Raw genomic sequence first — 12,354 nt, forward strand, 5'->3', positions numbered from 1 at the left:
CCCCTGGCCCCCGAGATAGTTAAGCTGCGAAACAGCGAAATCTCCACGCCACATCCCCTAACCCCGAGATAGTTAAGCTGCCAAGCTGTGACATCCTTATGCCAATATTCCCTGGCCCTCAGAGAGTTACGCTGCGAAGCAGCGATGTGGTGGTAGCCCCGCATCGAGCGGCAAAGCAATGAAGCCCGAAGGGCGGAATTGCGTGCCGCGAAGGTGTGGGGGTATCGGTTGACACGCACCCACGGGCATCGAAGATGTCCGATAATATCATCCCACCATAGACAAACCATCGACCCGTTTCAAATAACAAAACAGGTAATATCCGGAATTTACCATTCCCCCTATTGACATCTCCAATTATTCGCAATATCCGGAGACGCGCGTTATTACCGGACATCTTCGATGCCCGTGACGGGAATGACATCCATTTACCCACACACCTTCGCGGTGACGCAATTTCGCCCTGCGGGCTTCATTGCGTCGCCGCTCGATGCGGGGCTATCACCGCAGCGCTGCTGCGCAGCTTTCCAATTGCCATCCGGAAAAATGATTATCCCTGCCCAAATCCGAAAGATGATTATTCCGGCCCAGACCGGAATTACAGTACATGATATATAAACCGGAATTACAGTAGATGATACCAGAAAAAGGGACACAAAGACAGAAGTCCCTATAACGCGTTCCGCATCAGCTTAGATGCAATATAACAAATTTGTTATATGGTGGGCCATAAAGCACAAAAGATTAATTTACAGCAAATTATACTTTTGTTACTTTTGTTACTTTTGTCTATTTTGTTCTTTTGTATCTCTTTTAATCACACATATAATCCATTATTCATCGCTTAATTGTAATTTTAGAGATAAACTCCTGATTTAATGCATGAATCTTGGGGCGAGGATGAAGGCTCCGATGGAGATGCCGAAGTTCCAGTTGTTGTCGTGGGCGGAGGTGTAGTTGCCGTATGCGCTGATTGAACCGAAGGGAAGCGCGAGGACAGCCTGCAACTCGCCAAAAAATTCGGGATTACTCAGCCATTTTCCATATTTCGCAGTGGCCTCTGTGCTGACAAGAGACTTGGAACGGCTTACACCGTCAGACCCTCCGTAGGCGTTGAGTTCCGCCGGGATTGTGGCAGTATCAGGCATTCCGTAAGTTATCTTGCGCAGGGGCAGGAAACAGTGGAATGAGCCTCTGAGTTGGAAAGAGCCTGAAATCTTCCATATCGGTTCAAGACCGGCGGTGATGAAGGAATTGGCACGCAACTTGGCATTGAAATGATTGTAGCTCGCAGGTGTGGGATGAAACGACTCGGCAGCGACAATCGAGGCATCATAGCTCTGGAGAAGCTTGCGTGTCGAGAGCAGTGCCTGCCCGGTCAATCCAAGCGAGAAGTATTTGTTTATATCAAGATAATCTGCAGCGCTTACATGGGCCTGAACCCACTTTACCTTCTCATTCCTGTCGCGGTCCTCCGCTCCACCCGGACGGTAATGATAAGACCCGGCAACACCCATCAGAGTCGCGCGCAAGTCGACACCCGATGTCGGCGTATAGGTATTGTCAAGGGTATTCTTCTCCCATGTAACAAAGGCTTGACCGAGATCAAAAATTCCCTTTTCATGCTCAGGATTGGACTGTCCTTCAAGCATATCCACATGATAGCGGTCTGTGAGATGACCGTAGGTAGCTCCGGCCGAGAACACACTGCGGAGTGTCGGGGCCATCGAATAATATGCGCGCACAAAAGTCTCCGACTTACGGATGAAATCCGGTTCATGAATCTGATAGAAGAGCTTCTCCGTCTCGTAGAATTTCTGCCGTGAGCTGACCACCTTGACATGCACCGCCGAGGGGCGTGTCGTGTTCAGAGTAAGGCTGAAATCACCCTCGACTGCCATATAGCTCTGTCCGAGCCACGCATTGAGGTTGGTCTTGATGGAATTATAGTTGAGAGTGTTGTAACCGGCGTTGAAGAAGAGCATACTGTTGGTCGACGATGAGATATAGCCTCCGACACCCACAGTGAACGGGTCCTTGACTATGGCACGGAAATCGAGGTCAATCATGCTGTCACGTTCATTATACATCGGTGTAGGGACGAAATTCTGCAACTTCCCGGAACTGATGGCCTGATAATAGGCATCGCGCCCCTCGACCACGCTCATAGGGCCGTCGCGATGGTCGAAATACGACTTCAGGAAAGCATTCTGCACCGGGGTGCCACCGCTCACTTTCACCTTGTCGATCCTTACTGTCGGGGTTGCCTCCTTGAATTTCTTTCTCGCAGCCTCGAGGTCAGCTTTCGCCACACGCACTTTTATCTTATCCTTGATGGAGTCCATCACCTCAAGACCGCGACGATAGCCTATATCATAGATGGCCTGATACTTATCGAATGCAAGCAGACCGAACTCATCGAGGTCGATGCGCACGTTGACCCCCTTGTCGGTCGGGAAAGGATAGTCGTTGGGCTGCATAATCATCTCTTCGAGCTGATCCATCATATTGCGAGTGTCGGGAGCCGAATTTCCCGACCCTACATTTACGCCTATAACAGCATCCGGCTTGAATTCCTCCATCATCACATCCACAGGATAGTTGTCATAGATACCGCCATCATACATCGGCACTCCGTTGAGCAGAATCGGCTCGAAAATCATCGGGAAGGATATGGACATCCTGACCGCATCGCCGAGTGGACCGCGCCCGAGTACGACCTTATGCTTCGCATAGACATCGGAAGTGACCGTCCTCAACGGCACAAAGAGCTTGTTGAAATCTGCGCCACACTGAACGGTGTAGGGGGAGAAAATCTCCAGAAAGGCATAGTTCATCGGGATAGGATTGATGAGGCTTATGGGCAACACAGAGGTGATCTGCGTTGAATCTTTTCCGAGATTCAGCGTGACAAACGAGGGAGTGTCGTGAGTAGAGGAATAGAAATATGTATAGGCGGGATCAATCTTACCGGTGCTCCAATAGGCAAAACCCTTGGATGCAATCAGTTCAAGCATCTCCTTCGGGCTGAAACCGGAGGCATAGAGACCGCCGACAATCGCACCCATCGATGTACCCGTTATGTAGTCAATCGGAATATCATTGTCCTCCAGAGCCTGGATGAAGCCGATATGGCCGATGCCTTTCGCACCTCCCCCGCTCAGGACAAGGCCCACACTCGGACGGTCGGGGCGCGGAGGCGTACCGAATCCTCCTCCGGCAGTCACGAAACCTTCGGAAGTGACCACAGGGATTGTGTCGGCAACGGCTGCACGGGATTGCTGACTGAAAATGAAAAGTGCCAGAATAAGCGGAAGAATAATGCGATGTCTCATAAATGAATGTGTTGAGCGTGATGAAGGGAGAACCCGAAGGCTCTATCTTTTTAACAATCCAATTATGAAAAATGATTAAAAAAGAGTATTTTTGTTGAAATATATCATGTTAACCTCCACCAGCAATGGCAGAATTCAATCAAACACAGGAAATCAAACGCCGTTTTTTCGCGATGCGCAACGGCATTGTCGCCGACACCATCCGCAAGGGCGGACTGCAATATAAAATGGTGTTCGGTCTGAATCTTCCGCAGATTATCGAGATTGCCGACGGCATACAACCCTCACGCGAACTCGCCGAACAGTTCTGGGCCGACACACGCACACGCGAGAGTATGCTCCTTGCCCCGATGATTTATCCCCGCGATGAGATGACACGCCAACGTGCCTCGGAAATGCTCCGTGAGGTGACTGTCACAGAGGTTGCCGACATTCTCTGCCACCGCCTCCTGCGCCATCTTCCGTTCGCTATGGATGTGGCAGTCGATGCCGTCACTTCCGACAATGAGATGGAGCGCTATGGTGGCTTCCGATTGATGTTCAATCTTCTCTACACCCGGCCTGCGGAAATCAAGCCCTTCGCGGAAGCGGAACTGGCTTCCAACTCCCCCCTCACCCACTCCATCTGCAAAGCAATGCTTGATGAAATTGAGTTCCTCGAAGGGGAATAATAATCGAAGGGGAATAATAATAGGTGTTTTTCCGGGAAAGGTACATAGGGACAAAAGGTCAGAAGGGACATAAGATTTTCAGCTATTCAATCGACAGCTACTTAATTGACTGTTCGATTCACTGAAAAATCTTATGTCCCTTCTGACCTTTTGTCCCTATGTGCCTTTTCAGTTTAGGAAATCAGGACAGGGAGAGGAATTAGTCTTCTTCCTTCATGTTGTGGAACACGTTCTGCACGTCTTCGTCCTCTTCGATTCTTTCGAGAAGCTTCTCGATTGCAGCGCGCTGGTCGGGTGTCACTTCCTTGAGATCGTTGGGGATGCGCTCGAACTCAGAAGAGATGATTTCGAAGCCGTTGTCTTCGAGATACTTCTGGATGTTGGCATATTCCTCAAACGCACCGTAGAGAATCACCTGCTCCTCGCCTGTCTCGTCGTCAACGATGTCTTCAAGTTCGTCCACGCCGTAGTCGATGAGTTCGAGTTCGAGATCTTCGAGAGAAACGCCTTCTTTGGGTTTGATTTTGAAAACGCTCTTGTGGTCGAAGAGGAATGTGAGCGAACCCTGGGTGCCGAGCGAACCGCCATGTTTTGTGAAATATGAGCGGACGTTGGCCACGGTGCGGGTATTGTTGTCGGTAGCAGCTTCAACGAAGATAGCGATGCCGTGGGGGCCGTATCCCTCGTAAGTAATCTCCTTGTAATCGCCGGCATCCTTATCGGTTGCTTTCTTGATTGCGCGCTCGACGGTGTCCTTGGGCATGTTGGCAGCCTTGGCGTTCTGCATGAGTGCGCGGAGACGGGGGTTGGTGGAGGGATCGGGACCACCTGCCTTGGCGGCGATAGTGATTTCCTTACCGATACGGGTAAATGTACGCGACATGTTACCCCAGCGTTTCAGCTTGCGTGCTTTGCGGTATTCAAATGCTCTTCCCATTGTGAGTTTTACAGTTGAGTTTTATTGTGTTGTTATTATTGTTTTAAATTTTAACGGAGCTCTGCGCCGAGCTTCTTGGTGAGGTTGGCGATAATCTTGTTCATGACGGCCTCAATCTGCTTGTCGTTGAGGGTCTTTTCGGCATCCTGAAGTGTCATGGTGATTGCGTATGACTTCTTGCCTTCGGGGAGGTTCTTGCCTTCGTAGACGTCAAAGAGTGTGATTTCCTTGAGCAGACGGCGTTCGCTCTCACGGACAGTTGCCTCAACCTGCTCCATGCTGACAGCCTTGTCGAGAAGGAGTGCGAGGTCGCGCTTCACAGGCATGGTCTTGGCGAGGGCCGAGTAGCTGACGCTCTTGCGGAGCGAGAGGTTGACAAGCGCGTGCCAGTCGAGTTCGCAGTAGATGACCTCCTGCTTGATGTCGAACTTGGAAGCGAGCTTCTTGGAGATTATGCCGAGCGAACCGAGGTTCTTTCCTGAGCGGGTGTTGATGTCGAGTGAGGCCGAATAGATTTCCGACGAGCCGGCCGAAAGCTTGATTTCGGCGGGATTGATGCCGAGGCGCGCAAGGATGTTGGCAACGACAGCCTTCATGTCGTAGACGGTAGCAGGCTGTTCGGGACGTGCCCAGTTGCCGGGACGGAGCGCACCGGTGAGCCAGAGGCCGAGACGCGAAGCCTCGCGGTAGGGGGCAAGCACGTTTTCAGCGGTAGCCTCAACCGAGGGATTGAAGAAGTAGACGTTGCCGAATTCATACATGGCAAGGTCGCCGTTCTTGCGGTTGATGTTGTGGCTGAGCGATTCAAGACCACCGAAAAGGAGGGTCTGACGCATCACGTTGAGGTCGTTGCTCAGCGGATTGAGCAGCTTCACGCAGTGGTCGGCAGGATAGATGGTGAGGTCGGTATAGTAACCCTCGGCTGTGAGCGAATTGTTGAGGATTTCGTTGAAACCTTCGGCTGTGAGCTGTTCGCTGATGAGGTTGCGGAGCTTGTTGTCCTGGTCCTCGAACGACTGCGACGACAGGGCCGAACGCACGGAGGTTGAAATCTCGACATTGTTGTAGCCATAGATACGGAGGACATCCTCGACAACGTCGCAGGGACGGGTCACGTCTACGCGATAGGTCGGCACCTTCATGTCGGCCTTCTCGGCAGTGACCTCGGTGAGATCCATTTCGAGGCTCTTGAGAATCGACACGATGGTGTCGGCGGGGATGTGCTTGCCGACGAGACGGTCGAAGTAGTCAAAACTGAGGCTTACGAAAGCAGGGTCGATGCGGACGGGATAGTTGTCGCAGAGCGGACCTGTAATCTCACCTCCTGCAAGCTCCTTGACCATAAGGGCAGCGAGTTTGAGGACGTAGAGGGTATTGTTGGGGTCGACACCGCGCTCGAAGCGGAAGGATGAGTCGGTGTTGAGGCCGTGACGGCGCGCAGTCTTGCGCACGGAAGTCGGGTTGAAATATGCGCTTTCAAGGAAGACATCGGTGGTGGTTTCAGTTACACCCGAGTCGAGACCTCCGAACACACCGGCGATACACATGGGCACCTCAGTGTTGCAAATCATGAGGTCGCGGGAGTCGAGGGTGTGCTCAACACCGTCGAGAGTGACGAACTTCTCACCTTCCTTCGCGTTCTTGACAATGATTTTTCCACCTGCGACCTTGGCCACGTCGAAGCAGTGAAGGGGCTGACCCATGCCGTGTAGGAGGAAGTTGGTGATGTCGACAATATTGTTGATGGGACGCAGACCGATGGTCGAGAGCGCATCCTTAAGCCATTTGGGAGATTCCTTGACGGTCACGCCACGGACGGTCACACCGGTGTAGCGGGGGCAGGCATCGGTGTTCTCCACCTCGACAGTCACACCGCCTTCGGGATTTTCAACGGCAAAAGCATCGACAGAGGGACGGCGGAGCTGAGCGGCTTCGGTGTGGGCGCTCATCCATGCGGAGAGGTCGCGGGCAACCCCGTAGTGGGAAGCTGCATCAATGCGGTTGGGGGTAAGGTCGACTTCAAGCACATAGTCCGAGGTCAGGCCATAGAATTCGGCGGCGGGAGTGCCGGGTTTCACATCCTCGGTGAGAACGATGATGCCGTCGTGCGACGAGCCGACACCGATCTCATCCTCGGCGCAAATCATGCCGAACGATTCCACACCACGGATTTTCGATTTCTTGATGGCAAATTCCTTATCGCCGTCATAGAGGGTTGTGCCGACAGTGGCGACAACAACTGTCTGTCCGGCGGCCACGTTGGGCGCACCGCAGACAATCTGCGTAGCCTCGCCGTCGCCGAGGTCAACGGTAGTGATGTGGAGATGATCGCTGTTGGGGTGTTCGACACAGGTGAGCACCTTGCCGATAACGATTCCGCGCAGGCCGCCACGGATTGACTCGACCTCCTCAACCGAACCGGTCTCCAGACCGATGGATGTGAGCGCCGCCGCGAGTTCGTCGGGGGTCAGGTTGAAGTCGAGATATTTTTTAAGCCAGTTATATGATATGTTCATGACAATGGTTGGAATTATCTGAATGAAGTTCGTGTTGGCACATCCGCAAGCCCTCCACACCCGACGGCTGTAAAACCCGCGAGGGCGGAAAATTGCAAAATGATGTGCAAAGTTACTAAATATCGGCAAACTATCCTTATATTTATACGCACAAAAAGACAGACGCCCCTAAGTAACAGCAGAATTTTTCCTTCCGAGAAGCCCTTTTCACGCCATGATTACCGGGCCCGGGAAGTGTCGCAAGAAAAAAATTTTCACTATTCGTGTCACAAACCGGGGGCTATTGCACTCTTATCAGATGAAGGCGCGGCTCACCGCCCTACTAATCCAAAAGAAAAAAGACATGGACGTTGTGACATTCAAAGAGACATTTCTCCCGATGAACCGGCTGATGTATGCCGAAGCATTGAGGCTGCTCCGCGACAGCGCCGATGCAGAGGATGCGGTGCAGGACACCTATGCCAACCTCTGGGAGCGCCGGGAGAAGCTGGATGGAATCGACAACCGCCGTGCCTACGCGATGGCCATGCTGCGCAACCGCTGTCTGACCCTCGTGACCGCCCAACCCGACGACGCTGCCTCGTTTGACGAAAGCGGAACCTCCACAGATACCGCTCCCCCGCCATCCGACGGTATAGAGGCCCGCGACCGTCTGCGGAGAGCATTGGAAATAATCGACGGATTGCCTGAGAATCAACGTCGTGTGATTGTCCTCCACGACATCGAGGAGCAGAGCAACGAAGAGATTCAGACACAGACAGGGCTTTCGCCCGACAACATCCGGCAGCTTCTGAGCCGTGCGCGAAAAGCCATCAGAAGCAGGTTTTCAAAATGAACACAAACATTCAACCGACTCGCAAAATGAAACCAGAAGATATACGCAGAATCCACTCCCTCCTCGACCGATATTACGGCGGCGAGACCTCCGCAGAAGAGAACCGCGAACTTCTCTCCCTGCTCGACCGTGACGACCTTCCGGCGGAATTACATGCCGACCGCGAAATGGCCCGCCATCTCGCTTCTCTCCTTCCTCCGGATGATTTTGAAAAGCGCCTCTCGGAGAAAATCGACTCCATGGCAGCTCTGTCGGAAGAACAGCCTGCGGCTCACCGTCAGTCATGGACAAAGGCCTGGTGGAGCGTGGCTGCAAGCGTGGCAATCCTCGTCTGTATCGGCATCGGCCTTATCTCGCGGCCCACAAAACAACAATCCATGGAGATGACACCCGAGGAAGCATACGCACAGACAGAAATGGCTCTGCAAACATTTGCCGACGTGCTCAACAAGGGCTATACACAGCTCGAAGAGGCCGACGAAGCGACTGCAAGCGCAACCTCGAAGGCATTCAAATCGCTTGAGAACATCGGTCTATACATTGAATCAAACTAAAACATATTTTATACACTTCATCATGAAACGTTTACTCACACTCCTCCTGCTCGTTGTCGCAATAGCGACGGGAGCAAACGCCCAGCTCAACAAAATCTACGAAAAGTGTCAGAAAGAGGGCAATCTAACCACCGTATTTGTCTCGAAAGCCATGTTGCAGATGGCAGGCAATATGGGTCCGATGGATGCCGGAAACCTGGCCCAACTGAAAGACAAGATTGACAATGTGCTCATAGTGACAGCCGACAACTCGAAAGGGATAAATTTCCTCACAAAGTTGCGCAAGGAATTCACACAAAAGACCGGCTACAGCTCTCTGATGGAAATCAACGATGACAAAAGCAATGTGGTGATTTTCCAAAAGAAACTTCCCGACAACAAGAATGAATTCGTCCTCTCAATCATCCAGAAATCTCGCCCGACAATGATTGTCATCGATGGCGATATCACCCTCGAGGATGTGGCTAAAATGGCTGGTCAAAATGGCAAAATCCCTACCGGGAAATAATAAAACCACACAAAAGAGAGTAATATTTAATACATAGACAAGCCTAATAATTGACAATATTATTAGACTACGATGAGCACAGCGTACCCGTGAGGGCACGCTGTGTGTCGTTTTTCCCAGTCATAATGCAGAGCAGGTATCCCATTGTAGGGACGCGCTGTAGCGCGTATGCCAAATGACCATATTCCAGTAACCAAGGGATACAAAAATTCAAAAATAACAGAAATTACAGACATTTTTTCAGTGGCCGCTGACTTGACGAATTGATCAAATCTGCCTTGAATAAATGTCTGTAATTTCTGTTATTTTTGAATTTCTGTACCCTTCTGATTTATTGCACGGGTAATTTCTATTTCATCCGGCATACGCGCTACAGCGCGTCCCTACATCGCCTGAGTAGAATGATATGCGGGTCAGTGTCTCTTCTTCTTTCGGTCGTTCTGAACCTTGATAACGAAGACGATAATGGACGAAATGGTCGTGATGAGGTTGGTGATGATAAGAGGCCAATTATTTATCATGAAGCCCTGTATCACAAAGAAAATACTTCCGAAACCGAGCAGAAGGAAGGTGGTCATCGCGATTCCGTCGGTGTCACGGGTACGGATCGTGTAGATTGCTTGCGGAAGATAACCGCATATCATACAGATGGCGGCAGCGTAGCCTACGATATTGATTATGACAGGTGACATGGTGGGGTAATGGGTTTTAGTTGTTAGTTTTGAGTTAAGCTCCGGCAATGATGAGCCGCCGTCAAGAGACGGGGAGGTGTCCTGACCATTATTGGCCATCAGACACTGAATGTTAATGATTATTTAACGCGGAGCGGGGCACTTATGTTGCAGAAAATTTTTAATTTTGCAGTTTTCCAAACAAGATATATCCTATGCGCTCAGTTTCAGCACTCCGGCTGCTCTTCATAATCGTTGTCACCGCTTTTCTGGCCGCTTGCGCGAGCATGGGCCGTCCGGAAGGTGGTCCGCGCGACGTGACCCCTCCCGTATTCGTCCGCTCCACACCCCGTCCGGGTCAGGTCAATGTATCGGGCAACAAGATTGTGGTGGAATTTGACGAGAATGTGGCTCTTGACGATGCCATGAACAAGGTCGTGGTCTCACCCGCCCAGCGTACCACTCCGGTGGTCAGCGCCAACGGCCGCCGAGTGACTGTCGAGCTGCGCGATACGCTCAAACCGGATGTCACATACACCATCGACTTCTCCGATGCCATCAAGGACCTCAACGAGAGCAATGTCCTCGACGGTTTCGCTCTCGACTTCGCCACCGGCGACAGCATCGACACCCTGCAGATTTCAGGTATGCTCTTCGAGGCGCGCACCCTCGAACCGGCCCAGGGAATGATTGTGGGTGTCTACTCCAACCTTTCTGACACTGCCATTCGCACCCTTCCGCTTGAACGCATCGCCAAGACCAATCAGCTCGGCCAGTTCACCCTGCGCGGACTCAAAGAGGGAACCTACCGCATCTATGCAGTCAACGATGTCAACCGTGACTATCACTGGGACCGCTCGGAGGATGTGGCATTTTTCGATGTGACAGTCTCCCCCTCCTCCACCCCGGCTCAGTTCACCGACACACTCGTAAATGTTGCCGGTGAAGATTCGATTGTCACCCGTCAGGGGACACGCTTCCTCCCCGACGACATCCTTCTGACCTGGTTCAACGAGGGCTACAATCCGCAATATCTGCGTAACTATGCCCGTGCCGACCAGCGCACCATCGACTTCGAGTTTGCAGCCAAGGCCGACACTCTCCCCATCATAAAGCTTATCAACTCACCCCGCGCGGGCGCCGACATCACCGAGTGGGCTGTGCTTCAGGCTAATCCCACCCTCGACACCCTCCGCTACTGGATTACCGACACAACTCTCATCGGACTTGACACCCTCATGGTCGAGGCGCGCTACCTGATGACCGACACACTCGAACAACTCTCGATGAAGACCGACACCCTGCGACTCGTCGACAAGGGTGCGAAAAACCGTCGCCGTCAGCTCGAAAAGGAGGCACAGCAGCGCGAAAAAGAGCGCGAGAAGGAACGCAAGGAGCTTGAAAAACAGGGCGTGAACCTTGATTCGCTCGATGCTGCCGACACGATTCCTCCCCGTCCGGAACCGGTTAAGTTCAAGGTATCGTCGAGCAACGCTCAGGATGTCCATCGTCCGTTGCTTTTCACGTCTGAAACTCCGGTGGCGAGTCTCGACACCTCGGCGGTCAAACTCGAATGGCTTGTGGACTCGCTGTGGTATCCGTTACCCAAACCGGTCATAAAGCAGATTGATTCGCTCAACTCAATGAAGTTCATGGCTGAATACAAGTGGTCGCCGGGTGAGAAATATAAGCTCACCATCGACTCGGCAGCCGTCTATGACATCTACGGGCTTGCAAGCGACCCGATAAGCCATGAGTTCACAGTCAAGAAGCTCGATGAATACTCATCGCTTGCCTTCAATATCACCGGACTCGACAACCGTCCGGCCATCCTTGAAGTGCTTGACGGTTCGGATAAGGTTGTAGCCTCCGCACCCGTAAACGGCAGTCTCGGACGTGTGGAGTATCTGGCTCCGGGTACCTATTATGCCCGCCTGTTCATCGACTCCGACAGCAACGGCGTCTACACCACCGGTATCCTTGACTCGATACAGCCGGAGGAGGTCTACTACTACCCCAAGAAGGTCACACTGAAGAAAAACTGGGGCGTAGAACAGACATGGAACATCTATGAGCTGCCTATTGACATGCAGAAACCCCTGGAAATCAAGAAGAATAAGCCCAAACGCAAACGCGGCGAGGAGGCTCCTGAAGAGGAAGAGGAGGAGGAAGATGAATTCTTCGACGATCCCTTCATGAACCGCAACCAATTCGGCAACTCCTTCGACCGCCGATAAGGAGTTTATGCCGGATTGAGGGAAGGCTCATGCAGGAATGGTTTATGCCGGATTGAGGGAAAGGGTACATAAAGACATAAGGGCAAAAGA

9 protein-coding genes are annotated in these 12,354 nt (G+C 52.1%); 5 read left to right on the forward strand and 4 right to left on the reverse strand.

Features of this window, described 5'->3' with window-relative positions; all coding sequences use genetic code 11:
- Nucleotides 1-875: 875 nt before the first annotated feature.
- Complete coding sequence (locus QZ310_RS09785) at nucleotides 876-3,335, reverse strand: patatin-like phospholipase family protein (protein ID WP_297072324.1); 2,460 nt, start codon at nucleotides 3,333-3,335, stop codon at nucleotides 876-878.
- Nucleotides 3,336-3,460: 125 nt separating this feature from the next.
- Here QZ310_RS09785 and QZ310_RS09790 point away from each other — a divergent pair, with 125 nt between their 5' ends.
- Entirely contained in the window at nucleotides 3,461-4,006 is a 546-nt protein-coding gene (locus QZ310_RS09790; protein ID WP_297072325.1) for a hypothetical protein, read from the forward strand.
- A 199-nt stretch (nucleotides 4,007-4,205) separates the two neighbouring features.
- Here the strand turns inward: QZ310_RS09790 and QZ310_RS09795 are convergent, their stop codons facing one another.
- Together QZ310_RS09795 and pheT are read right to left on the reverse strand one after the other, a co-directional pair.
- The gene (locus QZ310_RS09795; protein ID WP_297072326.1) at nucleotides 4,206-4,943 is read right to left on the reverse strand and encodes a YebC/PmpR family DNA-binding transcriptional regulator; all 738 of its coding nucleotides are present in this window, start codon (nucleotides 4,941-4,943) and stop codon (nucleotides 4,206-4,208) included.
- A 50-nt stretch (nucleotides 4,944-4,993) separates the two neighbouring features.
- Nucleotides 4,994-7,459 carry a phenylalanine--tRNA ligase subunit beta gene (gene pheT, locus QZ310_RS09800; RefSeq protein WP_297072327.1) on the reverse strand — a complete coding sequence of 822 codons (2,466 nt, stop codon included), beginning with the start codon at nucleotides 7,457-7,459 and terminating at the stop codon, nucleotides 4,994-4,996.
- Nucleotides 7,460-7,802: 343 nt separating this feature from the next.
- On the opposite strand from pheT, the gene QZ310_RS09805 reads away from it, so the two are divergent.
- From QZ310_RS09805 to QZ310_RS09815, 3 genes are read left to right on the forward strand one after another with little or no spacing between them, the layout of a single operon-like run.
- A complete protein-coding gene (locus QZ310_RS09805; RefSeq protein WP_297072328.1) occupies nucleotides 7,803-8,294 on the forward strand; it encodes a sigma-70 family RNA polymerase sigma factor in 492 nt (163 codons plus the stop codon).
- 26 nt (nucleotides 8,295-8,320) lie between these two features.
- Nucleotides 8,321-8,848, forward strand: coding sequence for a hypothetical protein (locus QZ310_RS09810; protein WP_297072329.1), 528 nt, complete (start codon nucleotides 8,321-8,323; stop codon nucleotides 8,846-8,848).
- Nucleotides 8,849-8,870: 22 nt separating this feature from the next.
- A complete protein-coding gene (locus QZ310_RS09815) occupies nucleotides 8,871-9,356 on the forward strand; it encodes a DUF4252 domain-containing protein (RefSeq protein ID WP_297072330.1) in 486 nt (161 codons plus the stop codon).
- A 413-nt stretch (nucleotides 9,357-9,769) separates the two neighbouring features.
- Here QZ310_RS09815 and QZ310_RS09820 read toward each other — a convergent pair whose 3' ends face one another.
- Nucleotides 9,770-10,048, reverse strand: coding sequence for a SemiSWEET family sugar transporter (locus QZ310_RS09820; RefSeq protein ID WP_297072331.1), 279 nt, complete (start codon nucleotides 10,046-10,048; stop codon nucleotides 9,770-9,772).
- A gap of 194 nt (nucleotides 10,049-10,242) precedes the next feature.
- Here QZ310_RS09820 and QZ310_RS09825 point away from each other — a divergent pair, with 194 nt between their 5' ends.
- Nucleotides 10,243-12,264 (forward strand): Ig-like domain-containing protein, encoded by a 2,022-nt coding sequence (locus QZ310_RS09825; protein WP_297072332.1) that lies wholly within the window; start codon nucleotides 10,243-10,245, stop codon nucleotides 12,262-12,264.
- Nucleotides 12,265-12,354 lie beyond the last annotated feature (90 nt).

The sequence above is a fragment of the uncultured Duncaniella sp. genome, from assembly GCF_910577345.1.
GTDB lineage: Bacteria > Bacteroidota > Bacteroidia > Bacteroidales > Muribaculaceae > Duncaniella.

Bases quoted from the DNA above. Each gene is read 5' to 3' on its own strand.
- QZ310_RS09785 (WP_297072324.1), bottom strand. From the start codon at position 3,335: ATGAGACATCGCATTATTCTTCCGCTTATTCTGGCACTTTTCATTTTC.
- QZ310_RS09790 (WP_297072325.1), top strand. From the start codon at position 3,461: ATGGCAGAATTCAATCAAACACAGGAAATCAAACGCCGTTTTTTCGCG.
- QZ310_RS09795 (WP_297072326.1), bottom strand. From the start codon at position 4,943: ATGGGAAGAGCATTTGAATACCGCAAAGCACGCAAGCTGAAACGCTGG.
- pheT (WP_297072327.1), bottom strand. From the start codon at position 7,459: ATGAACATATCATATAACTGGCTTAAAAAATATCTCGACTTCAACCTG.
- QZ310_RS09805 (WP_297072328.1), top strand. From the start codon at position 7,803: ATGGACGTTGTGACATTCAAAGAGACATTTCTCCCGATGAACCGGCTG.
- QZ310_RS09810 (WP_297072329.1), top strand. From the start codon at position 8,321: ATGAAACCAGAAGATATACGCAGAATCCACTCCCTCCTCGACCGATAT.
- QZ310_RS09815 (WP_297072330.1), top strand. From the start codon at position 8,871: ATGAAACGTTTACTCACACTCCTCCTGCTCGTTGTCGCAATAGCGACG.
- QZ310_RS09820 (WP_297072331.1), bottom strand. From the start codon at position 10,048: ATGTCACCTGTCATAATCAATATCGTAGGCTACGCTGCCGCCATCTGT.
- QZ310_RS09825 (WP_297072332.1), top strand. From the start codon at position 10,243: ATGCGCTCAGTTTCAGCACTCCGGCTGCTCTTCATAATCGTTGTCACC.